The organism is Paenibacillus pasadenensis (assembly GCF_002864175.1).
Classification (GTDB): Bacteria; Bacillota; Bacilli; order Paenibacillales; family Paenibacillaceae; genus Paenibacillus_O; species Paenibacillus_O pasadenensis.
In genome coordinates, this window is sequence record NZ_NFEZ01000003.1 from 121,419 (window position 1) to 142,682 (window position 21,264).

A 21,264-nucleotide genomic window follows, 5' to 3' on the forward strand; every position below is an offset into this window, starting at 1 on the left:
GCCGATGGCCCGGTCCGCCCCCTCTTGACGCCCTTAACGCGGGCCGGTCGGCAAGGCTGCTCCCGCGCGCGGGGATGACCTTGCGGCTCCGAGGCGAGATTCGGCACGCTGCGGCTCCGGCTCGCACCACTTCTCCGGATCTCTGAATTCCGCTGCGGAGCCTACTGCTCCTCATCAACGCCAATTATAGCGAATTAACCTCGATTATAGTGGATCGTTGGAGGGCGTGTCAAGCTGGAGCGCGCAGAGCCGCGAGCGCTACCGGTCAGCGCGCATTGCCGTCCGGCCCTGCTCGCAGCTCCGTTTGGCGCCGGGCCGCGCCATCCGATATACTGAGGCTGGACCTATCCACCGAGACAAGGGAGAGATCATTCATGGAGCTCAAGAAAAAGACCGCCATCGTCACCGGAGCCGGCAAAGGCATCGGCCGCGCCGCCGCCGAAGCGCTTGCCCGCGAGGGCGTCAGCCTCGGCCTCATCTCGCGCACGGAAACCGAGCTCGCCGCGCTCGCCAAGCAGCTGTCGGACCGCTACGGCGTCGACGTCCATTACGCCGTTGCCGACATCGCGGAAGCCGCCCAGGCCGCCGAGGCCGCGCAGGGGCTGGCCAAGGAGCTCGGACGCGTCGACATCCTGCTCAACAACGCCGGCGTCGCCAGCTTCGGCAAGGTCGCCGACATGGAACCGGCCGAGTGGGAGCGCATCGTGCGCATCAACCTGTTCGGCACCTACTATGTGACGCATGCCGTGCTGCCGTTCATGCTGGAGCGCCAGTCCGGCTCGATCATCAACGTCGCCTCGACGGCGGGCGAGCGCGGCTTCGCGACCGGCTCCGCGTACAACGCCTCCAAGTTCGGCGTCATGGGCTTCACCGAGGCGCTCATGCAGGAGGTGCGCAAATCGAACATCCGCGTGACGGCGCTGACGCCGAGCACGGTCAACACCCCGCTCGCCTCGGCCAACGGCCTGCTCAAGGGCGGCGAGCACGACGAAGGCATCCTCCAGCCGGAGGACGTCGCCGAGCTGATCGTCGCCACGCTCAAGCTGCCGGAACGCGTGTTCATCAAGACGGCCGGCATCTGGACGACGAATCCTTGACCTTTGATCCACGCACGCAAAAACGCGGCGGCCGCAGGCCCGGACGATTCCGGGAGCGGCCGCCGCGTTATTTTGACGGAGCAGCAGGCAGCAGTGCCTCGCACGAGGAGCTGATGAGACAGAAGCTGAAGCGCGAGGCATCGCCCTCAAGGTCAGCGGGGCGAGCATGACAAGCGCCTGGACGGGCCTCGTCTGGCCTGCGGCAGTTCGTCGTAATGCAGCGAAGCGCTTACCGCGCGGATGGCAAGCCGATCCAGAAGCGGCGGACGACGTTGCCGTCCGCTTCCTCATGCGGCTCGTCTTCGACGCCGCCGCAGGCAAGGATGACGCGGGCGGACGCCTCGTTGCTCCGGTCGCAGACGAGCAGCGCCCGCTCGACACCGAGCGCCGCCGCCTGCTCCAGCGTCAGCTTGAGCAGCGCTTTTGCGTAGCCTTTTCCCCGCTCCGACGGCCGGATGCCGTAGCCGATATGCCCGCCCGCCGCCAGCAAGCCCGGCGTCAGACGATGCCGGAGGTTGGCCGCGCCGAGCACGCGTCCTGCACCGTCTGTCAGCCAGAACGTCGAGTCCGGCACCCAGCCGGGCGGCTGCTTGTCCTCCAGCCCCCGTTCCTCCAGCCAGGCGAGCATCTCCTCGAACGGCTCCGGCTTCCTTTCCGCAACCCAGGGTACGAACGTCTCCCCGCTCTCCAGCCATTCCCGGTAATACGACTCGTAGGCCGCCCTCAGCTCCAGGCATGGAGCGGCGAGCCTAAGCGGCTTGTCCATCGTCGGATCTCCCCTCTCTATATAAATAATTCATACTTATATGATTAATCACACAAATAGAGCTCTCCTGACGGAGATTCGAAGCATTTTGCGCCATTTTTCATATAAACCATGCCTCTCTAGCAGATGTTACGGAGATGTTGTGTGGTTTATCACCCAAATTGGTCTATACGAATTGGTTTCGAGAGGGATTTGTACGAGATTTCACACAAAGAGGCCGCGTTGCCGTCCAAATGCGCTTCTTTGCTGCAGGAAGCCCCTTCGCTATAGGGCCAGCGGCACTGATTTGACAAAAAAACCTCCGGCGCAATAGCTGGAGGTTTTGTGAAGATCTACTTCACGGCCGCGAAAAACAGCCGCTCCGACTGCTCCGTCGGCTCGTGCAGGCGGAAGTCCGCGTAGCGGTCGACGCGGGAGAAGCCGGCGGCGCGCAGCGCGGAGGCGATCCAGTCCGGATCGTAGGCGCGCTGCTGATGAACTTCCTCGAAGCGCACGAACCGGCCTTCGCGGTCGGTCTCGTCGCGCGCGAAAATCGTAAGATGATGGCGGATCTCGACGCGCTCGTCGTCAAGCTCGGACGTCCAGATGTAGCCGACGTCGCGCTCGTCGAGCGTAAACGGCTGCTCCTCGGCGTAGCGGCGCAGCGTGAGCGGCGCATGAACGTCGAACAGCAGCGCGCCTCCCGGCTTCAGTCCCCGATAGGCTGCGCGGAACGCCGCCTCGACGTCTTCTTCCTCTGTCAAGTAGTTGAGGCAGTCGCAGAAGCTGATCGCAGCGTCGACCGGCTGCGGCAGCTCCCAGTCGCGCATGTCCTGCTGCAGCCAGCGGACCGAGCCCGCGCGCGGACGGATCGCCTGCTGCGGCGTCTCGTCCCACTTGCTGCGGGCGATCGCCAGCATGTCGGCCGACAGGTCGATGCCGTACACGGTGAAGCCGGACTTCGCCAGCGGAATCGCCAGGCTGCCGGTGCCGCAGCCGAGATCGGCCACCGTTTCCGGGATGCCGTAGCGGTCCCAGCACTCCCGCATGAAGCGGATCCAGTCCGGATACGGCATGTCCTCCATGAGCCGGTCGTAGACGCCGGCGAATTGACGGTACGCTCTCATCGCGTTCGCATCTCCTTCCTGGCTAGCGGCCGCGGTTCGGACCCGGGAAAGGCTTTTTCTGCGACGCCTTTTTCACCGGTTCCCTGGACGCCGGCTCTTTGGCTGCGCGTTCCGTGGCGGCAGGCTGCTTTGGCGCCGCCCCTGTCTTCGCAGACTCCGCCTTCGCAGACTCCGCCTTCGCAGACTCCGCCTTCGCCGCATCCGCCATGGCCTTGAACGCCGCCGCTTCCTCTTCGGTCAGCAGCTTCGTCCAGTTGCCCTCCTGGCGGACGATCCCGTCGCGCATCAGCTTGCCGACCGCGCGCTTGAACGCCGACTTGCTGATGCCGAACTTGTTCTTGATGAGCTCCGCCGGCGTCTCGTCGGAATACGGCATCGCGCCGCCCGGACGCTCCTTGAGGAAAGCAAGCAGCCGGTCGGCGTCCTCGATCCGGCCGACCTGCTTGAGCTTGCCCATCGACAGGTTGACGCGGCCGTCCTCGCGCACGAACGTGACGCGCGCGCTCACGCGCTGGCCGAGGCGCAGCGGCTCCGGCCGCTCCGCCGCCGGAATCATGCCGTACGCGCCGAAGCCGACGACGCCGCCGTCGAGCACGACGAACGATCCCATCTGCAGCGTGCGGCTCACCCAGCCCTCTTTCCACTCGTTTTTCCAGGTGGCGGGAGCCGGGAACACATGTTTGGCCAGGTCCTCCTCGCGGGCGAGCTTGGCGAGCAGGCGGCCGCTCTTGTCATGCGTCAGCGTCACGAACACCTCGTCCCCCGGCAGCGGACGCAGGTCGATCAGCTCCGGCAGCTCCGAGATCGGCAGCAGCAGCTGGCGGCCGAGCCCGATCTCGAGGAAGCAGCCGAGCCGCGGATGGATGTCCGCGACAGCGAGGCGCTTCAGCTCGCCGAGCCGGATAAGCGGCTTTTTGAGCGTAGCGGAAAGGCGGTCGTCCGTATCATGGAACAGGAACGCCTCGACCTCCATGCCTTCCTTGACCTTGACGCCGTTCGTCTCGGAGTAGTGCAGCAGCACCTCCGTGTCCTCATCGTCGCCCAGAGACAAAAAATAGCCGAAGGGCGACACTTCGCGCGCCACCCTCAGCTTCATCGTCGATCCGGCGTAGGTCGTCATGCGAACTCCACGACCTTGGCGTCGGACCAGAGCCTTTCCAGGCTGTAATAATCCCGCTCGTCGCGGTGGAACACATGCACGACGACGTCGCCGAGGTCGATCAGCACCCAGCGGGCCGTGTCCATGCCCTCGATGCCGCGGATCGTCACGCCGCCCTCCTGGGCGCGCTTGCGGATCTCGGTCGCGATCGCCTGCACCTGCGTATCGGAGTTGCCGTGGCAGATGACGAAATAATCGGCGACGAGCGAGATTTCCTTGAGGTTCAGAGCGACGACGTTGCCGGCTTTTTTATCTTCGGCCGCCTCGACGGCCGCTTGCAGCAGTTGTTCGGAATTCAGGGCCATTCCGTTGCCTCCTTGGGCTTAAGTGGTAGTGGTGTTGCGGATCAGGCCGTTGCGGGCCGTTACAGTAAGCGGATAGATGCGCTTGCCTTTGTCGAGCAGGAAGCGGATCGTGGAATCGAAGCCGGCCGTCAGCGCGCCGTCCAGATCGGTCTGGGCGAGCTCGCGGATGCGGTCGACGCCGGGAAACTCGCGGCTCGGCTCCATATAGTCCGCGAGGCAGACGACCCGGTCGAGCAGCGTCATCGACTCGCGGCCGGACGTATGCCAGCGCACGGCGTCCAGCACCTCCGCGTCGGTCACGCCGAAGTCCTTGGCCGCCGCATAGGCGCCGGCCGGAGCATGCCACAGCTCCTTGTCGTAGCCGAGCACGTCCAGATCGACGCCTTCCTCGCGGATGTAGGCCTCCATCCGGTCGACCGGCCAATACTTGGCCAGATCATGCAGGATGGCGGCCAGCTCGGCCTTGGCGGGATCGGCGCCGAAGCGCCGCGCCAGCACGATCGACGTCTCGATGACGCCCTGCACATGCAGCCAGCGGCGCTCCGGCATGCCGGAGCGGATCGTCTCGATCATACGCTCCTTATCCATCATGGCGGTACAGCCCCTTTGCGGTCAGATGGCTTAGCACGGCGTCCGGCACGAGATAGCGCGCGGACAGACCTGCGGCGAGCCGCGTGCGGATCGCCGTCGACGAGATGTCCAGCTGCGGCATCGGCACGCGGATGACGCGCTCGCGCAGGGATTCCGGCAGCGGCGGCATGAGCGCCGGGTCCGCCGGCTGGCCGCCGTCCTCGGGACGGTCGACCCCGATGAAGCGGATGCGCTGCGCGAGCTCGCCGATCCGGTGCCAGAGCGGCAGATCGCGAATGCGGTCGGTGCCGACGATCAGGTGGAACTCCGCGTCCGGCTCCAGCCGGCTCAGCTCCTCCACCGTATCGTAGGTATAGCTGACGCCGCCGCGCCGCAGCTCCAGATCCAGCACGCGGAAGGCCGGATGACCCTCCGTCGCGAGCTCCGTCATGCGCAGCCGCTCCTCGGGGGACGCCCCGGGCGCGCGCTCCTTGAGCGGCGGGCCGGCATTCGGGATGAACCATACCTGGTCCAGGCCGCATGCCTCCATGGAGCGCTCGGCGGCGACGAGATGCCCGATATGGATCGGGTCGAACGTGCCGCCCATCAGTCCGATCTTGCGCATCGGCTTCCTCCTCTACGCGATCGCGGGCCGAATGCCTAGCGCGGCAGCTCGATCGTCTTGTAGTCCTTGGACTCCTTGTACAGGACGATCGTCTTGCCGATCACCTGCACGAGATGCGAGCCGGAGCCTGAGGCCAGCTGGGCGCCGACCTCGCGCGGATCCTCGTCGCAGTTGTTGAGCAGGTTCACTTTGAGCAGCTCCCGCTTCTCGATCGCTTCCTCGATATGCTTCACCAGCTGCTCGTTGTAGCCGCCCTTGCCGATCTGGAAGATCGGGGTCAGGTGGTGGGCCAGCGCGCGCAGATGGCGCTTTTGCTTGCCGGTCAATGTCATGAACGTCACATTTCCTCTCTGTCTCGTCCCGCTGCGAGGCGGGAATTTCAAGTCGCGGCCGGGACCTGCAGCGCTTGCAGCACAGTCTCGCGCATCGCCTGCGCGGGAGCCGGCAGTCCCGTCCAATATTCAAAGGCGTAAGCGCCTTGGTAGATGAACATCCCGAGTCCGCCGTGCGTGCGGCAGCCGCGCTCGCGCGCGCCGGCCAGCCAGGCCGTCTCCAGCGGATTGTAGATGAGATCGCTGCATACGGCATCCGGCCGCAGCAGCGAGATGTCGATCGGCATGTCGGCCACATACGGGTACATGCCGATCGACGTCGTATTGACGACCAGATCGGCGCGGCGGATCGCCTCGTCGGCGTCCGTGCCGGCCGCGGCCAGCGCCTCGACCTCTCCGCGGTCGGACATGGCGTCCGCCAGCTCCCGGGCCCGCGACTCCGTACGGTTCAGCACGCTCACCCGCTCCGGCCGCTCGCCGAGCAGCGCGTACAGGATGCCGCGCGCCGCGCCGCCGGCGCCGATGACGGCGATGCGCTTGCCCTTCAGCTCCGGCATCGCCTCTTCCTTGAGCGAGCGCACGTAGCCGATGCCGTCCGTATTGTAGCCGGTCAGCATGCCGCCGTTGTTGACGACCGTATTGACCGCTCCGATCCGCCGCGCTCCTTCGTCGACGAAGTCGAGATGGCGCATGACGTCCAGCTTATGCGGAATCGTGACGTTGACGCCGCGGATGCCCATCGCGCGGACGCCGAGCCAGAAGTCGCCGAGCTTGTCCGCCGTCACATGGAACGCCGCGTAGACGCCGTTGACGCCCGTCTCGCGGAAGGCGCGGTTCATCATGATCGGAGATTTGGAATGGCGGATCGGATCGCCGATGACGCCGAACAGCGTCGTCGAGCTGTCGACGGCGATCCGGTCCGAGCCGTCCAGTCGGGTCTGCATCGTAAGTCCTCCCGTAGCGAGATGTGGCGCAGCTTCTAGATGAGCGCTTCGCGGACAAGCACCTTGACGCCCTTGGACGCGTACACTTCGATCTGGGCTCCGCTCGTGCCGTTGACGCGGATCCAGCCGAGGCCGGAGATGAAGATATCGGACTCGCTGCCGCGCGGAACGCGCAGCGAATGGCGCGTCCAGGCCGGCATCGTCTCCAGCTCCGCCGCGGTCGGCGGCGCGAGCAGCTCGCCCTTGTGCTGGGCGTACAGCTCGTCGGCGCGCTCAAGCTTCGTGCGATGCACCTTGAGCCCGTTGGCCGTATAGAGCGTGAAGCTCAGATTCGAGCCGCGCGTATAGTCGAAGCGGACGAGGCTGCCGAAAAACAGCGTCTGCCCCGCGTCGAGCTGATAGACGAGCGGCTTGATCGGCTTGTCCGGCAGCAGCGCGCCGAGCACGCCGCGCGGCACGAGCTCCGTCAGGCGCGACGGGTAGACGATGCCCGGCGTGTCGACGATCGCCTTGCCGTCGTCGAGCGGGATGCGAATCTCGTCGAGCGTCGTGCCCGGGAAGCGCGAGACGGTCAGCTCGCGGTCCAGGTCGCTGTAGTCGGAGATGAGCCGGTTGATGAGCGTCGATTTGCCGACGTTGGTCGCGCCGACGACATAGACGTCGCGGCGGCCGCGCAGCTGTTCCACGGACTCGACGACGCGCTCGAAGCCCATGCCCTTCTTGGCGCTGCACAGGACGACGTCGACCGTGCGCAGCCCTTGGGCCTTGGCCTGGCGCTGCACCCAGTTGCGAATGCGGTTGTAGTTCGTGCCCTTGGGCAGCAGGTCGATCTTGTTGACGACGAGCAGCACCGGATTGGCGCCGACGAACCGCTGCAGGCCCGAGATCAGGCTGCCCTCGAAGTCGAACAGATCCACGATATGCACGACGAGACTGTCGGTGGACGCGATGCCGCCGAGCAGCCGGAGGAACTCGTCGTGGTCCATCGACACCTGGACCGCGTCATTGTAATTGCGGATGCGGAAGCACCGCTGGCAGATCGCCCCATCCGCGTCGAGCGCGGAGGCGGGCACATAGCCCGGCCGGTCCTTGCTCAGCGTCTGCAGCTCGGCGCCGCAGCCGGCGCAGGACGGCTTGTCCTTATTTTTCCCTATTATCGGCTTCACTTGCTTGCTCACTTGCCTGTTTCCTCCTCCTGCCACAGGCCCTTGCGGCGCAGCCGCGTCAGGGCGATCCGCTCCAGCAGCCGGTTGATCCGGGTGCCGAAGCCTTCGTCCAGCGGCGCGATCGGGGAGACGAGAATCGTGTACAATCCCATCCGCTTGCCGCCGAGCACGTCGGTCATCATCTGGTCGCCGATGACGACCGTCTGCTCCGCCTCGAGCCCGAGCACGACGAGCGCCTTGCGGAAGGCGCGCGTCGACGGCTTGCGGGCGGCATGGATGAACGGGATCGACAGCGGCAGCGCGAAGCGCGACACCCGGGTCTCGTGGTTATTAGACACGACGACGACCTGGAAGCCGAGCTCCCGCACCCGGTCGAGCCAAACGATCAGCTCGGGCGTAGCAAGCGCGATCTTCGATCCGACAAGGGTGTTGTCGAGATCGGTGATGATGCCCTTGACGCCTTTGCGGGCGAGCAGATCCAGATCGATATCATATATAGATTTCACGCGCATGTGCGGCACCAGCCGTTCGAACATCGCTTTGTCTCCCTTGCTATAGAGCCTGCTTGTCTTACGAAACTATACCATAGTACAGGATGCAGGCGCAAAATGGAACCTTAAGCGCAAAAGCGCGAAAAACCCCGTCCCGCGCGCCGGCTCGCCAGCGCTCGAAACGGAGTCTTTCGCCGCATCCATGCGGCGCGCAGGGATGGCTTGCGGGGCTCGGAGGGGAAGGCCCTGCCGAGCGCCGCCGGCGCAAGCGCGCCGGCCGGGCATCAGCCCGGCGAGCGCAGCCTTCCGCTCAGCTCCCGGACCTTGGCGGCATACGAATCGGCTTCCTCGCGCGTCGCCGGCCGGCCGCCGTACTTCGTGCGCTCGAACAGGCCGAGCACTTCACCCAGCTCCTGCTTGAGGAAGCGGCGCTGGCCGGACCAGCGCTCCACCGCCTCGCGCAGCGTCTCATGCTCCGCCTTGGCGAGGCCGTGGCGGCGCGCCGAGCGGATGAGCCGCTCGGTCTCCCAGACGATCCGCTGCTCGGCCGTGAGCGAGCGGGTCCGGTAGCCGCGCCATCTGGCGGCGAGCCAGTCGCGGCGCAGGAAAGCGAGCGCCGCCGCCGCCGCCGCGAACAGGCCCAGCCCGGTCCAGCCCAGCCATCTCGGCACGAGCGGCCCTGCGGCTTCGGCCGGAGCCTCTGTCGCGTCTGGCGCTGCGGACGGCTCCGGCGCGAGGCTCGGCTCCGGCGCGGCTTCGGCCGCGGCCGAAGCGTACGGGAAGGCGAAGCCCGGCGTCGGCTCGAACGGAATCCAGCCGTAGCCCTCGAAGTAGATCTCCACCCAGGAGTGGGCGTCGGAATTGCGCACCGTATACGTATCGGCCCCGTCGCGGTCCATCCGCTCGGCCGCCTCGCGCCCTCCGCGCATCATCGCCTCGGGATCGACCGTGCCGGTGCCCGAAGCGTAGCCTTTGACCCATCTCGACGGCAAGCCGGCGGAGCGGGCCAGCACGGCCATCGCGCTCGAGAAGTAGTCGCAGTAGCCCTCCTGGATCTCGAACAAGAACGAGTCGACGAAGTCGGCGCTCTTTTTCTTGGTCAAGTCGGGCTCGTTCGTGTACGGGAACGTCGTGCTCAGATACGTCTCGATCGCCTTCGCCTTGTCGTAGTCGGTCGCCGCGCCGGCTGTAATCTCGCGGGCGAGGTCGGCGACGCGGCTCGGCGTTTTTGAAGGAACCTGGCGGTAATAGTCGGAAATCATGCCAGTCTCCATAATGGCTGGAGCCGCTTTAAGCTCTTCCGAGAGCACGACCTGCTCCGAGCGGATCGTATAGCTGGAAGGATAGGCATTGCCGCCCGGATCGGGCATCAGCTTTTCCGTCCTAGAATCGTACAGCACCCGCATCCGCGAGCCGTCCTCGCGCTCGGGCGGCTTCAGCGAACGCACGGAAGGAGCGGCGAGCAGCACCGGAAACTTGTCCTTGCGCAGCATCGTGAACGTCTGGTCGACCATCACGGTCTCCGCCCCGGCGATGTCCGGACGATCGCCAAGATCGGTGCCGAGCGGAAGCTCGAAGGGGCTTGAGATTGCCTCGCTCGCCTTCCACCCCTCGCCGCTGTAATAATCCTTCGTCTCTCCCCGCCAGTAGCTCTTGTGGGTGGACGACACTTCCATGACCGGCGAATAGTCGAAGTTGAAGCCGCCTCCGAGCTTGCTGTCGTCCCGGCTGTAGCCGGATTTGGCCGACTTCTTGGAGGAGGCCGGCGCGATGCCCTTGTCGCCGACGAAGTTCTGGACCGCCACCCCTCTGGACTCCTGCCAGGCCGTGTACGGGTCCTTGAGCAGCGGCGGAATCTCGGGGGCCGCCAGGCCGGCGGCCATGACGAGCGACAGCACGAGCACGATCGGCAGCAGCAGCTGCAGCGGATATCGCAGCAGCCGCCGCCAGCTGACCGGATGCCGCTGCTGGAAGCCGGCGTAATGCTCGGCGATCAGCCAGACGAGGCCGGCGAACACGACGATCGCCACGCTGTCCCACAAGTAGATCGGCGTGAACGAGTCGGAGATCGCCAGCACGAGCAGGTTGACCGTCGTGAAGCCGACGATGCGGATGCGCGCCCGGTTCCAGGCGGCGAACATCGCATGCACGGCCCAAACGGCGAGCGCGATTTCCCAGAACGGATGCAGCAGCGTCGCGGCGGCCCGGACGCTCTCCCCTAAGCCGATCTCGGCCGGTCTCGGCAGCAGGCTCCAATCGACCGGCGCCAGCTGCACCAAAATGACGGCGACAGCCACAGCCTGCAGGACGAGCCGCAGCAGACGGCGCACCGGCAGCAGCTCCAGCAGCGCCGCAACGCCCAGCACGGCATAGACGATCGTATACGTCTCTTCCCACCAAAGCTCTTCCAGCACCGAAAGGGAGCTCGCGATCATGACGGCGGTCAATACGCCGGACAGCGCGAGGAACCAGCGCGCCCGCGCCGGCGGCTGCAGCCGCTCCCATCCGCGCGAGGTGCGCATCCGGCCGCGCGTCGGTTCAGCTTCCAGCATCGGCAGCCGCCTCCCTTCCGCTCAGCGCCTCAGGCAGCTCCTCGAGGCTGCGGATCGCATGCACCGGGCCGACGGCATGATCGGACAAGCCGTCGGCGGAGCGGGCCTGGTCTTCATCCAGCACGCGGATGCAGCACGGGTTATGCCCGCGCCGAGCGAGCCAGCTCATCGCCTGCCGGATCTCCTCCGGCGGAGCGTCGGTCACGAGCAGCGTCATCGATCCCGCTTCCAGAATCGGATCGGCTCGCAGCACCGCCTGCGCCAGCCGGTCGGCGCCGTCCCGGCTCGCCTCGGTGAGCAGCTCCATCGCGCGATGCAGCTGGTCGCCGCCGCTTCTCGCCTTGAGCGCGGCAGGGACGGCCGAGGAGCACCACAGCCCCATCGACGTGCCCCGCTTCATGCCGTGCTCGAACAGCGAGGCGGCGGCCGATACGGCCGTCTCGAACCGCTCGGCCTCGCCCGGTCCGCTGCGGACGCAGGCGTCGAGCAGCACGATCGTGCGGGGAAGCGCTTCGCGCTCGAACTCCTTGGACTTCCACTGGCCGGTCTTGGCCGTCGCTCCCCAATGGATGCGCGAGAGGCGGTCGCCCGGGATGAACTCGCGGATGCCGTTGATCTGCGTCGTCTCGCGCGAGGAGCGCGGCGCCGCCGAGTGGGAAAAATGCCCCTTGGCTCCGCGGCTGACGCGGTCCCAGCCCGGCACCGCGATCGTGCGCGGACGGACGGAGAAGCTCATCTCCTCCTCGAAGCTGCCTTCATGCTCGAGGAAGCCGAAGACGTCCTTGGTCGTGCAAAGCGTCGGCAGGAAGCGGTAGACGCCCCGCCGCAGCGGCGGCGTCTCGAAGTCGGCGGCGCCGCTGCGGCGCATGCCCGGCACGAAGCTGACCTCGAACGGAATCGTCTCTCCGCCGTTGCGTTCGAGACGCTCCTGCACGAGCACATAAGGAACGGGATAATAGCCGGGCAGCCGCAGCTGCATCTCTACGCGCAGGCTGTCGCCCGCCGCGAGCACCCGGCTGTCGGCGCTGCCCGCGGCCATGCCTGCCGGAGCGGTCGCGGCGATCCGGCGCGAGCCCGATATGCGGCGGATGCCGCTCCAATAACCGAGGATCAGATAAAGGATGAGGCCATTGAAGATGCAGAACAGCATGACCGCGGTCTTGCCGCCCTGAAACAGCATGTACAGCAGGCTGCTGACGTAAAGCGAGGCCATCAGCCCCCAGCGGCGCCGCGCTCGGACGGAGCGTCGATCCGTGGCCGGCCGTCGCATGCTCATCGCTCCAGACGGACCGGAGCCTTGGTCCGCTCGATGACATCCTGGACGACCGTCTCGGGACGCGTCCCCCGCAGACGGGCAGAAGGCTGCAGCAGCAGCCGGTGGGAGAGCACATGGGGCGAAAGCTGCTTGACGTCGTCGGGAATGACGTATTCCCGCTGCTCGACGAGCGCCCGCGCTTTGGCCGCGCGCATGAGCGCTACGGCCGCGCGCGGGCTGGCGCCGAGCTGCACGCCTTCATGCTCGCGCGTGCCGCGCACGATGCGCACGAGATAGTCGGCGACGGCTTCGTCGGCATGGATCCGCTCCGCCTGCTGCTGCAGGGCGATGATGTCGGCGATCGAGGCGACGCGCTCCAGCGCGTCTGCCGGATGGCCGCTCTGGCGCCCCAGCACCATCCGCTTTTCGTCCGCCTCGCCGGGATAGCCGAGCGACAGCTTCATCATGAAGCGGTCCATCTGCGCCTCGGGCAGCAAATAGGTGCCTTCGAACTCGATCGGATTCTGGGTGGCGATCAGGATGAACGGCGCGGGAAGCGCGTGCGTCTCGCCGTCGACCGTCACGCTGTTCTCCTCCATCGCCTCGAGCAGCGCGGACTGGGTCTTGGTGGTGGCGCGGTTGATCTCGTCGGCGAGCACGAGATGGGACATGATCGGACCGGGACGGAAAATGAATTGTTCTTCGCGGGGATGATAGATCGTGAGGCCGGTGATATCGGTAGGCAGCAGGTCCGGATTGCATTGGATGCGCCGGAAATCGCCGCCGATGGAACGGGCAAGAGCTTTGACCAGCTGGGTTTTGCCGGTGCCGGGAACGTCCTCCAGCAGCAGATGGCCGCCGGCGAGAAGCGCGATCAGAACAAGCTCGATCTCCCGCTCCTTGCCGAGGATGACGGATTCCAGGTTGCTGCGGATGGACGAGCACAGCCGCGTATGAGGGGCATAGACTTCCAAGTCGACAACTCCTTCCCGAATTCTACATCGAGTGAGCCAGCGCCATGGGACGCTGGTCTCATTAGTTTACAGGAACCGGGATGCCTCAACAACATTTCCCAGTCCGCTCGCATCGCAAAAAAAATTGGAGAATCCTCCAGGAGGAGGATTCTCCAATCAACGAGCGGAACGGCCAAAAGGTTTCACCCTTTGGGACGAACGATGAGCGCGGCGAGGAACGAAAAGATGATCGCGGCGCTTATGCCCGCGCTCGTCACCTTGAAGATGCCGGAGATGACGCCGATCCAGCCGGTATCATGCAGCTCCGTCAGCGCCCCGTGCACGAGCGAGTTGCCGAAGCTGGTAATCGGCACCGTCACCCCCGCGCCGGCGAACTTGATGAGCGGCTCGTACCAGCCGAGCCCGTCGACGATCGCGCCGAGCACGACGAGCAGCGACATCGTATGCGCCGGAGTCAGCTTCACGACGTCGAACAGCAGCTGCCCGAATACGCAGATCGCCCCTCCGATGACAAACGCCCACAGATAGATCATGGCTTCACCTCGTTTCTTTCGATGGATACGGCATGCGCGATGCACGGGATGCTCTCACCCTGCTGAAACGACAGCGGCGACAGCAGCGCGCCGGTCGCGACGACCAGGATCCGCCTCAGCTCGCCTTTCTCGATCCGCTTGAGCAGATGGCCGTAGGTGACGACAGCGGAGCAGGCGCAGCCGCTGCCGCCGGCCTGGACCTTTTGACGGTCGACATCGTACACCATGAGCCCGCAGTCGGCGAACACCGTCTCCTCCATCGGGACGCCGCCGCGCTTGAGCAGATCGGTCGCGATCCGGTGGCCGACCGTCGCCAGGTCGCCGGTGACGATCATGTCGTAGTCGCCGGGCGAGCGGCCCGTGTCGGTCAGATGCGCCTGGATCGTATCGACGGCCGCCGGCGCCATCGCCGCTCCCATGTTGAACGGATCCTTGACGCCGAGATCGACGATGCGGCCGATCGTCGCGCATTCGACGACCGGCCCGCTGCCTGCCGGAGCGACGATCGCCGCGCCCGCTCCCGTGATCGTGTACTGGGCGGTCGGCGGCTTTTGCGAGCCGTACTCGGTTGGATAGCGGAACTGCTTCTCGGCCGTGCAGTTATGGCTGCAGGTGCCGGCGAGCACATGGGTGCCGTTGCCCGAATTGACGATCATGGAGGCGATCGCCAGCGACTCCATCGAGGTCGAGCAGGCGCCGAAGACGCCAAGATACGGCACGCCGAGCGTGCGCGCCGCGAACGTGTTGCTGATGATCTGGTTCATCAGATCGCCGCCGACGTAGAATTCCAACTCGTCCTTGGCGATTCCCGATTTTTTGATCGCCAGGTCGGAGGCTTGCTCGAGCAGCAGCCGCTCGGCTTTCTCCCAGCTTTTCTGCTGCAGGTCGAGCTCCGGATGGACGAGATCGAAGTCGGCCGCGAGCGGCCCGTCGCCCTCGTCCGGACCGACGACCGTCGCCGTGCCGATGATGACCGGCCGGTTCTCGAACCACCAGGTCTGCTTGCCTTTTTTCATCTCACTGCCCCCCCGTGCCGAGGATCAGATGCGCGATGCCGACAAAAAAAGCCGCTACGGTGCCGAATACGATGACCGAGCCCGCCAGCTTGAACATATTGGCGCCGACGCCGAGCACGAGCCCCTCGCTCCGATGCTCCAGCGCGGCGGAGCACATCGAGTTGGCGAAGCCCGTCACCGGCACGGCCGTCCCCGCTCCCGCCCACTGGGCGATCTTGTCGTAGACGCCGAGGCAGGTCAGGATGATCGACAGCAGAATCATGACCGCGACCGTCGGGTTCGCCGCCTTTTCCGCATCGAAGCCGAAGGCATGCATGAAAAATTCTTGGACGCCCTGTCCGATCAGGCAGATGAAGCCGCCGACGAGGAACGCGCGAATGCAGTTGCCGAGCACGGAGCGCGCCGGCTCCCGGTTTTTCGCGAATGCCTTGTACTCCTTGGGAGACATCGTCATTTTTTTATAGTCCTCGCCTTTAACGCTGTTGCCTGGCATGTCGAATCCCCCTGTCTGGCCGCTGGATCGGCACGCGGTCCACCGCGGCGATCGGCCCATGGTCTGGGATTAGTATGAGCGTTGGCGGCCGACCTTATCCTATCGCTCGTCCCCGAAAACCTTCCGCTCGTCAGGCGCGGCGGCTCAGGAGAGGCTAACAAAAGCCGCCCCTCCCTCATGTCCGCAAGGCGGCCGGCGACCGCAGCAAGCATTAGAAGAGCTGCATCTTCAACCGCATCACCGCTTTACATTCGCATAGAACAGCCTGTCCGCCGTTTACGAAAAGCTCCAGATGCGCTATAGTACGTGTCAGGCCGTTTTATAACCTTACATCTTATGTCATGACAGGCATGTCAGAAAGAAGGGCTTTATCCATGATTCCTCATTCCTCGCCTGCCGGACGCCGTCCGACATGGCTTGCCGTCGCCGGCATCCTGCTCATCGCCGCCAACATGCGCGCAGCGATCACCTCGGTCGGTCCGCTGCTCGACCGGATCGCGACGGATTATCGCCTGAGCAGCGAGATGTCCGGCTTGCTTACCTCGCTGCCGCTGCTCGCCTTCGGAGCGATGTCGCTGCTGGCTCCCCGCCTGGCCGAAAAGCTCGGCTCCGAGCGCTCGCTGCTGTACGGCTTGGCGCTGCTGCTCGCCGGCATGCTGATCCGCGCGCTCCCTGGAACGGAGGCGCTGTTCGCGGGCACCGCGCTGCTCGGGCTCGCGATCGCCGTCAGCAACGTGCTGCTGCCGAGCCTCATCAAGCGCGACTTCCCGGGACAGATCGGCCTGCTGACCGGCTCCTACTCCGTGACGATGAGCGTCTTCGCGGCGATCGCTTCCGGCGCGTCGGTGCCGCTCGCCGCGCTGCCGGGCTGGGACTGGAGCCGCTCGCTGCTGCTCTGGGCGCTGCTCGCCGCGCTGGCGTTCGCGGTCTGGCTGCCGGTCAGCCTGAGCTCCAAGCGCGTGACTGCCGCCGCGCCGGCCCAGTCTCCGGCGCGCATGCTGCGCTCGCCGCTCGCCTGGCGGATCACGCTGTACATGGGTCTGCAGTCGCTCACGTTCTATGCGACGATCACCTGGCTGCCCGTGCTGTTTCACGAGCGCGGCTTCAGCGCGGCGTCGGCGGGCTGGCTGCTGTCGCTGATGCAGCTGGTCAGTCTGCCTACCTCCTTCTTCGTTCCCGTCTGGGCGAGCCGGATGCGCTCCCAGGTGCCTCTCGTCGGCATTGCCGGCGCCCTTTCGTTGAGCGGATATGCCGGGCTGCTTTGGGGCTCGGCGTCGATGTCGCTGCTCTGGATCACGCTGCTCGGCTTGAGCCAAGGCGCCACGATTTCGCTGGCGCTGACGTTTTTCGGCCTTCGCACGCGCACGGCGGCAGAAGCCGCCCGCCTGTCGGGCATGGCTCAGTCGATCGGCTATTTTCTTGCCGCTTTCGGCCCGGTGCTGCTCGGCACGCTCCATGACCGGACCGGCTCGTGGAATCCGGTGCTGGCCGTGCTGCTGCTCGTCTCCGTCGTTGTCGTCGCCCTAGGCCTCGGCGCCGGCCGGCCGGGCACGATCAGCGAGCCGCATGGCGGCGCGAGCGGGCTGCGCTCGCCGGCCGGCGGCAAGCTGACCGGACCTGCCCGCTGACAAACGGGCGGCTGAAGGCCCGCTGATAGCCCGCTGACGGCCCGCCAGACGGGCGGCTCGGCTTTTCAACCTGAATTCGCTCTCCCCCAAGCCTCGGTCCTTGCTCAGGACCGGGGCTTTTTTTGCCTTCATTTTCCTGTATTAGGATCTTCTAAGAAGGATACCCAGGCTCGTCCTCCGATGCTACAATCGGCCCACAACGCATAAGGAGGCGCTCCAACATGAACCATCACCACCATCCGATGCTTCGCCGTCTGCTTGTCGTCACGGCCGCCGCGACGCTTGTCGCCGGACTCTCGCTGCCCTCTACGGCCGCCGCCAGCACCGCCGCAGTATCGTCCGTCTCGACATCGGCGGCAAGCGCTTCGGCTGACGATGCAGCCGCATCCGTCTCGGCCAGCTCGAAAGCCGACCGCATCATCGCCTTCGCCCAGTCGCTGCGAGGCAAGGTCAAGTACGTCTATGGCGCGAACCAGCCGTCCCGGCTTGTTTTCGACTGCTCCTCGTTTACGAAATATGTGTTTGCTTCCGAAGGCGTCAGCCTGAAATGGGGTTCGACGGCGCAAAGCAAGCAAGGCGTCAAGGTCGGCAAGGACAGCCTTCGCAAAGGCGATCTGATGTTCTTCCGCAGCAGCAGCGGCTCTTCCTCGAAGATCAGCCATGTGGGCATCTACATAGGCGACGGCAAGTTCATCCATAATACGATCGGCTCCAATGTGAACGGCGTCGTCATCAGCAGCTTCAACAGCACCTATCAGAAACGATTCGTCTCCGCCGCGCGCGTGCTATAGCGAGCGCCATCTCCCTAAACGCCCCTCGTTCCGGCCGTTCCACGGCCTGGATCGAGGGGCGTTTCCGTTGGTTTTCACATGCTTCCATTCGCTTCCGTTCGCTTCCGTCCGCTTCGGACTTCCAGCTTTGATCGGAGACTCGTCGCCGATTCATCGTTCGGATTTTGGTCATTTTATTCGATGGAACCTATACATTCTCTCTTCCAAACTACTGATAGGCGAATGATTTTTATCCCCATCGTTGACACATCCGCTTTCCTGAGCTACGATATCAACTGTCGCCGATAGGCGCGTTCGTATATCCTCGGGAATCGGCCCGAGGGTCTCTACAAGGAACCGTAAATTCCTGGCTACGAACGGGTTGCTTTTCGCATACCCGTTTGCAGCCGGGAATTTTTGCGTCCAAAGGAGAATGAAGGTCATGGGAAAATATGATGTCATCGTCGTCGGAGCCGGTCCGGCCGGAATCTTCGCCTGCTACGAGCTCACGCTCAAAGCGCCGCAGCTGAAGGTGCTGCTCGTCGACAAGGGCCACTCGATCGACCGCCGCAGCTGTCCAATTCTCGAAGAGAAGATCCAGCTCTGTCCTCCGCCCGCGGGCAAGAAGGAATTCGCCGGCTGCCTGCCGGCCTGCTCGATCACCGCCGGCTTCGGCGGCGCCGGCGCGTACAGCGACGGCAAGTTCAACATCACGACCGAATTCGGCGGCTGGCTGACGGACTATCTGCCTCCTTCTCAAGTGCTGGAGCTCATCCGCTACGTCGACCGCATCAACCTCGAGCACGGAGCGACGACGGCAATCACCGATCCGACGACCGATACGATCCGCGACATCGAGCAGCGCGGCTACGCCGCCGGCCTCAAGCTGCTGCGCGCCGAGGTGCGCCATCTGGGCACGGAGCAGAACCTCGCGATTCTGAAGTCGATCTTCGACTACTTGCAGACGCGCGTCGACATGCGCTTCAAGACCGAGGTCGAGGATCTCGTCACCGTCAAGGAGAACGGCGCGCACCGCGTGACCGGCATTACGATCCGCGGCGGCGAGACGCATGAAGCCGACGTCGTCATGGTCGCCCCAGGCCGCGACGGCTCCGCCTGGCTGACCGAGGTGCTGAAGCGCCGACGCCTCAAGATGCACAACAACCAGGTCGACGTCGGCGTGCGCGTAGAGACGAGCGACGTCGTCATGCGCGAGATCAACGAGCATCTGTACGAGGGCAAGTTCATCTACAACACTTCCGTCGGCACGCGCGTGCGCACGTTCTGCAGCAATCCGTCCGGCCACGTCGTCGTCGAGAACCACAGCGGCGTCATGGCGGCCAACGGCCACTCCTACAAGGATCCGGCGCTCGGCTCGTCCAACACGAACTTCGCGCTGCTCGTCTCGCACCGCTTCACCGAGCCGTTCGACAAGCCGAACGAGTACGCGCGCGAGATCTGCCAGCGGGCCAACGACCTGTCGAGCGGCGGCGTCATCGTGCAGAAGTACGGCGACATCCTGCGCGGACGGCGATCCACCGCGAGCCGCATCCGCGAGGGCTTCCTGGAGCCGACGCTGCATGAGGCGGTGCCGGGCGATCTCGGCCTCGTGCTGCCCTACAACACGATGCGCAGCCTGATCGAGATGGTCGAGGCGCTGGAAAAGGTGACGCCGGGCATCGCGTCCGAGCATACGCTGTTCTACGGCGTCGAAGCGAAGTTCTACTCCGCCCGTCCGAAGCTCACGAACGACCTGGAGACGGAGATTTCCGGCCTGTACTGCGGCGGCGACGGAGCCGGCATCACGCGCGGCCTCGCCCAGGCCGGCGCGGCCGGCGTCTGGATCGCACGCGCCATGCTGCGCCGGACGAGCGGCTCCGCTGCCGGAGCGGAGGCGGCTCTGCCGACGCTCTGACGGCGCTGCTGGCGGACGATTACATTCGGGGGGACCAACATTCGGCGGACGACCAGAAAGCGGGACCGGAGCGAGACCGCTCGGCGGCGCGGGCACCGAAACCGGCATTCGCTTCGCGGCGCGGGCACCGAAACCGGCATTCGCTTCGCGGCGCGGGGACTCGAAACCGGTATTCGCTTCGCGGAGCGGCACCGAAACCGGCATTCGCTTCGCGGCGCGGGGACTCGTTCCGATCTCCCTGGAGCCCAGATTCCTTTGATTCTATTTTTCCGAAACGGAAGGAATCCGGCCTCCAAGGGAACCGCTGACGCTTCTCCACGAGCCCCCGTCCGCTTCGCATCCGGTTTCAACCTCGCTGACGGCTTGATCGCCTCGCCTGAGGCCATTGCAATTTCTATCGTCTCCGGCTGAACGCGGAGTACGATCAGGCCAATCAAGCAGAGCGGGCCGCTGCCGTTCGGAGAAGCGTCAGCGGTCTTTTGCTACGCCAATCCCGCCTCAGCGCCCCCACCAGTGGTACTTTTACCACTAACGGGCGCCTTTTCCGCCGCAGCGCTTCCACCAGTGGTATTTTTACCACTGACGTGCAGGCTCCCCGGCACGCGGGGCCAAGGCTACCCATAATGTCAAAAAAGGCCGCTCCCGGACTTCCGGGAACGGCCTTTTCAATCATGTGCGTTTAGAATGCAGCGACGATCGCGCCTTTGTACGTCTCGTCGATGAAGGTTTTCACTTCTTCGCTGTTGAGCGCCTTGGCCAGCTTCTGGATCGCCTCGGAGTCCTTGTTATCCGGACGGGCGACGAGGATGTTGGCGTACGGGGAGTCCTTGCTCTCGATGAAGAGGGCGTCCGCCGTCGGGTTCAGGTCGGCTTCGAGCGCATAGTTCGTGTTGATGACGGCCAGATCGACTTCGCCGAGCACGCGCGGCAGCGTCGCGGCTTCCAGCTCCTTGAACTTGAGGTTCTTCGCGTTCTCGGTCACGTCCTTCACCGTCGCGGCGATGCCGACGCCTTCCTTGAGCGTGATCAGGCCGTTCTCGGCCAGCAGCGCCAGCGCGCGGCCGCCGTTCGTCGCGTCGTTCGGGATCGCTACGGTCGCGCCGTCCTGAAGCTCGTCGACGGACTTGATCTTGTCGGAGTAGGCGCCCATCGGCTCGACATGCACGTTCACGACCTTCACGAGGTCATAGCCGCGCTCTTTGTTCTGATCGTCGAGGTAAGGCACATGCTGGAAGAAGTTCGCGTCGAGCTGCTTCTCGTACAGCTGCACGTTCGGCTGCACGTAGTCGGTGAACTCCTTCACGACGAGGTCGACGCCTTCCTTGGCCAGCTGATCCTTGACGTGGTTCAGGATCTCGGCATGCGGAACCGCGGTCGCTCCGACGGTCAGCGTGACCGGCTCGGCAGCCGCGCCGCCGCTGTTCGCAGCGTTGTCAGCCGGAGCGTTGTTGCCTTCGTTTTTTGCGCCGCAAGCGGCGAGCGATACGGCCAGCGCCGCGACGGTGATTCCTTTGAGCCATTTGTTCATGGTTAACCCTCCTGTAGGTTCTCTCTATAATAAAAATCG

Annotated in this window: 21 protein-coding genes and 1 riboswitch; of the genes, 4 read left to right on the top strand and 17 right to left on the bottom strand. The window is 65.1% G+C overall.

The features are described from left to right. The first annotated feature begins 374 nt into the window (after nucleotides 1-374). A complete protein-coding gene (locus B8V81_RS04325) occupies nucleotides 375-1,097 on the top strand; it encodes a 3-ketoacyl-ACP reductase (RefSeq protein WP_101807823.1) in 723 nt (240 codons plus the stop codon). 229 nt (nucleotides 1,098-1,326) lie between these two features. On the opposite strand, the gene B8V81_RS04330 is transcribed toward B8V81_RS04325, so the two are convergent. The 16 genes from B8V81_RS04330 to spoVAC form a co-directional block, all read right to left on the bottom strand. Then, nucleotides 1,327-1,863, bottom strand: coding sequence for a GNAT family N-acetyltransferase (locus B8V81_RS04330; RefSeq protein WP_101807824.1), 537 nt, complete (start codon nucleotides 1,861-1,863; stop codon nucleotides 1,327-1,329). A gap of 332 nt (nucleotides 1,864-2,195) precedes the next feature. Then, nucleotides 2,196-2,969 (bottom strand): class I SAM-dependent DNA methyltransferase, encoded by a 774-nt coding sequence (locus B8V81_RS04335; protein WP_101807825.1) that lies wholly within the window; start codon nucleotides 2,967-2,969, stop codon nucleotides 2,196-2,198. A gap of 22 nt (nucleotides 2,970-2,991) precedes the next feature. Continuing rightward, entirely contained in the window at nucleotides 2,992-4,089 is a 1,098-nt protein-coding gene (locus tag B8V81_RS04340; protein ID WP_101807826.1) for a CvfB family protein, read from the bottom strand. Then, on the bottom strand, nucleotides 4,086-4,433 hold the full coding sequence (gene rsfS, locus B8V81_RS04345; RefSeq protein WP_028597153.1) for a ribosome silencing factor: 348 nt from the start codon (nucleotides 4,431-4,433) through the stop codon (nucleotides 4,086-4,088). The genes B8V81_RS04340 and rsfS overlap by 4 nt, the downstream gene beginning before the upstream one ends. An 18-nt stretch (nucleotides 4,434-4,451) precedes the next feature. Continuing rightward, nucleotides 4,452-5,021, bottom strand: coding sequence for a bis(5'-nucleosyl)-tetraphosphatase (symmetrical) YqeK (gene yqeK / locus B8V81_RS04350; protein ID WP_101808228.1), 570 nt, complete (start codon nucleotides 5,019-5,021; stop codon nucleotides 4,452-4,454). Next, nucleotides 5,014-5,628 carry a nicotinate-nucleotide adenylyltransferase gene (gene nadD / locus B8V81_RS04355; protein ID WP_101807827.1) on the bottom strand — a complete coding sequence of 205 codons (615 nt, stop codon included), beginning with the start codon at nucleotides 5,626-5,628 and terminating at the stop codon, nucleotides 5,014-5,016. The genes yqeK and nadD overlap by 8 nt, the downstream gene beginning before the upstream one ends. A gap of 35 nt (nucleotides 5,629-5,663) precedes the next feature. Beyond that, nucleotides 5,664-5,960: a ribosome assembly RNA-binding protein YhbY gene (gene yhbY, locus B8V81_RS04360; RefSeq protein ID WP_043110744.1), complete on the bottom strand. Its 297-nt coding sequence runs from the start codon at nucleotides 5,958-5,960 to the stop codon at nucleotides 5,664-5,666. 47 nt (nucleotides 5,961-6,007) lie between these two features. Continuing rightward, nucleotides 6,008-6,904 carry a shikimate dehydrogenase gene (aroE, locus tag B8V81_RS04365; RefSeq protein ID WP_101807828.1) on the bottom strand — a complete coding sequence of 299 codons (897 nt, stop codon included), beginning with the start codon at nucleotides 6,902-6,904 and terminating at the stop codon, nucleotides 6,008-6,010. A 35-nt stretch (nucleotides 6,905-6,939) separates the two neighbouring features. Continuing rightward, nucleotides 6,940-8,058 (bottom strand): ribosome biogenesis GTPase YqeH, encoded by a 1,119-nt coding sequence (yqeH, locus tag B8V81_RS04370; RefSeq protein ID WP_043110816.1) that lies wholly within the window; start codon nucleotides 8,056-8,058, stop codon nucleotides 6,940-6,942. 20 nt (nucleotides 8,059-8,078) lie between these two features. Continuing rightward, nucleotides 8,079-8,606, bottom strand: coding sequence for a YqeG family HAD IIIA-type phosphatase (locus B8V81_RS04375; protein WP_028597159.1), 528 nt, complete (start codon nucleotides 8,604-8,606; stop codon nucleotides 8,079-8,081). Between the two features lie 239 nt (nucleotides 8,607-8,845). Continuing rightward, complete coding sequence (locus B8V81_RS04380) at nucleotides 8,846-11,113, bottom strand: transglutaminase TgpA family protein (RefSeq protein WP_101807829.1); 2,268 nt, start codon at nucleotides 11,111-11,113, stop codon at nucleotides 8,846-8,848. Beyond that, entirely contained in the window at nucleotides 11,100-12,383 is a 1,284-nt protein-coding gene (locus B8V81_RS04385; RefSeq protein WP_043110746.1) for a DUF58 domain-containing protein, read from the bottom strand. The genes B8V81_RS04380 and B8V81_RS04385 overlap by 14 nt, the downstream gene beginning before the upstream one ends. A gap of 2 nt (nucleotides 12,384-12,385) precedes the next feature. Next, nucleotides 12,386-13,342, bottom strand: coding sequence for an AAA family ATPase (locus tag B8V81_RS04390; protein WP_101807830.1), 957 nt, complete (start codon nucleotides 13,340-13,342; stop codon nucleotides 12,386-12,388). A gap of 182 nt (nucleotides 13,343-13,524) precedes the next feature. Then, nucleotides 13,525-13,875 carry a stage V sporulation protein AE gene (gene spoVAE / locus B8V81_RS04395; RefSeq protein WP_028597161.1) on the bottom strand — a complete coding sequence of 117 codons (351 nt, stop codon included), beginning with the start codon at nucleotides 13,873-13,875 and terminating at the stop codon, nucleotides 13,525-13,527. After that, the gene (spoVAD, locus tag B8V81_RS04400) at nucleotides 13,872-14,891 is read right to left on the bottom strand and encodes a stage V sporulation protein AD (protein WP_028597162.1); all 1,020 of its coding nucleotides are present in this window, start codon (nucleotides 14,889-14,891) and stop codon (nucleotides 13,872-13,874) included. Before spoVAD ends, spoVAE begins: the two co-directional genes overlap by 4 nt. Before the next feature lies 1 nt (nucleotide 14,892). Next, nucleotides 14,893-15,384 (bottom strand): stage V sporulation protein AC, encoded by a 492-nt coding sequence (spoVAC, locus tag B8V81_RS04405; RefSeq protein WP_028597163.1) that lies wholly within the window; start codon nucleotides 15,382-15,384, stop codon nucleotides 14,893-14,895. Nucleotides 15,385-15,758: 374 nt separating this feature from the next. Between spoVAC and B8V81_RS04410 the strand changes: the two genes are divergently transcribed. The 3 genes from B8V81_RS04410 (at nucleotide 15,759) to B8V81_RS04420 (ending at nucleotide 19,697) form a co-directional block, all read left to right on the top strand. Further along, on the top strand, nucleotides 15,759-17,012 hold the full coding sequence (locus B8V81_RS04410) for a CynX/NimT family MFS transporter (RefSeq protein ID WP_240478903.1): 1,254 nt from the start codon (nucleotides 15,759-15,761) through the stop codon (nucleotides 17,010-17,012). Between the two features lie 221 nt (nucleotides 17,013-17,233). Beyond that, the gene (locus B8V81_RS04415; RefSeq protein WP_101807831.1) at nucleotides 17,234-17,803 is read left to right on the top strand and encodes a C40 family peptidase; all 570 of its coding nucleotides are present in this window, start codon (nucleotides 17,234-17,236) and stop codon (nucleotides 17,801-17,803) included. Nucleotides 17,804-18,077: 274 nt separating this feature from the next. Next, nucleotides 18,078-18,176, top strand: a riboswitch (purine riboswitch). A 48-nt stretch (nucleotides 18,177-18,224) separates the two neighbouring features. Further along, a complete protein-coding gene (locus B8V81_RS04420) occupies nucleotides 18,225-19,697 on the top strand; it encodes an NAD(P)/FAD-dependent oxidoreductase (protein WP_101807832.1) in 1,473 nt (490 codons plus the stop codon). Nucleotides 19,698-20,376: 679 nt separating this feature from the next. Here the strand turns inward: B8V81_RS04420 and B8V81_RS04425 are convergent. Continuing rightward, entirely contained in the window at nucleotides 20,377-21,225 is an 849-nt protein-coding gene (locus B8V81_RS04425) for a MetQ/NlpA family ABC transporter substrate-binding protein (protein WP_101807833.1), read from the bottom strand. Between the last annotated feature and the right edge of the window lie 39 nt (nucleotides 21,226-21,264).

Coding starts and splice junctions, on each gene's coding strand:
- spoVAC (WP_028597163.1), bottom strand. CDS start 15,384: ATGCCAGGCAACAGCGTTAAAGGCGAGGACTATAAAAAAATGACGATG.
- B8V81_RS04425 (WP_101807833.1), bottom strand. CDS start 21,225: ATGAACAAATGGCTCAAAGGAATCACCGTCGCGGCGCTGGCCGTATCG.
- B8V81_RS04415 (WP_101807831.1), top strand. CDS start 17,234: ATGAACCATCACCACCATCCGATGCTTCGCCGTCTGCTTGTCGTCACG.
- B8V81_RS04325 (WP_101807823.1), top strand. CDS start 375: ATGGAGCTCAAGAAAAAGACCGCCATCGTCACCGGAGCCGGCAAAGGC.
- spoVAD (WP_028597162.1), bottom strand. CDS start 14,891: ATGAAAAAAGGCAAGCAGACCTGGTGGTTCGAGAACCGGCCGGTCATC.
- B8V81_RS04340 (WP_101807826.1), bottom strand. CDS start 4,089: ATGACGACCTACGCCGGATCGACGATGAAGCTGAGGGTGGCGCGCGAA.
- yhbY (WP_043110744.1), bottom strand. CDS start 5,960: ATGACATTGACCGGCAAGCAAAAGCGCCATCTGCGCGCGCTGGCCCAC.
- nadD (WP_101807827.1), bottom strand. CDS start 5,628: ATGCGCAAGATCGGACTGATGGGCGGCACGTTCGACCCGATCCATATC.
- B8V81_RS04385 (WP_043110746.1), bottom strand. CDS start 12,383: ATGCGACGGCCGGCCACGGATCGACGCTCCGTCCGAGCGCGGCGCCGC.
- B8V81_RS04335 (WP_101807825.1), bottom strand. CDS start 2,969: ATGAGAGCGTACCGTCAATTCGCCGGCGTCTACGACCGGCTCATGGAG.
- rsfS (WP_028597153.1), bottom strand. CDS start 4,433: ATGGCCCTGAATTCCGAACAACTGCTGCAAGCGGCCGTCGAGGCGGCC.
- B8V81_RS04375 (WP_028597159.1), bottom strand. CDS start 8,606: ATGTTCGAACGGCTGGTGCCGCACATGCGCGTGAAATCTATATATGAT.
- B8V81_RS04420 (WP_101807832.1), top strand. CDS start 18,225: ATGGGAAAATATGATGTCATCGTCGTCGGAGCCGGTCCGGCCGGAATC.
- yqeK (WP_101808228.1), bottom strand. CDS start 5,021: ATGGATAAGGAGCGTATGATCGAGACGATCCGCTCCGGCATGCCGGAG.
- B8V81_RS04330 (WP_101807824.1), bottom strand. CDS start 1,863: ATGGACAAGCCGCTTAGGCTCGCCGCTCCATGCCTGGAGCTGAGGGCG.
- spoVAE (WP_028597161.1), bottom strand. CDS start 13,875: ATGATCTATCTGTGGGCGTTTGTCATCGGAGGGGCGATCTGCGTATTC.
- aroE (WP_101807828.1), bottom strand. CDS start 6,904: ATGCAGACCCGACTGGACGGCTCGGACCGGATCGCCGTCGACAGCTCG.
- B8V81_RS04410 (WP_240478903.1), top strand. CDS start 15,759: ATGATTCCTCATTCCTCGCCTGCCGGACGCCGTCCGACATGGCTTGCC.
- B8V81_RS04380 (WP_101807829.1), bottom strand. CDS start 11,113: ATGCTGGAAGCTGAACCGACGCGCGGCCGGATGCGCACCTCGCGCGGA.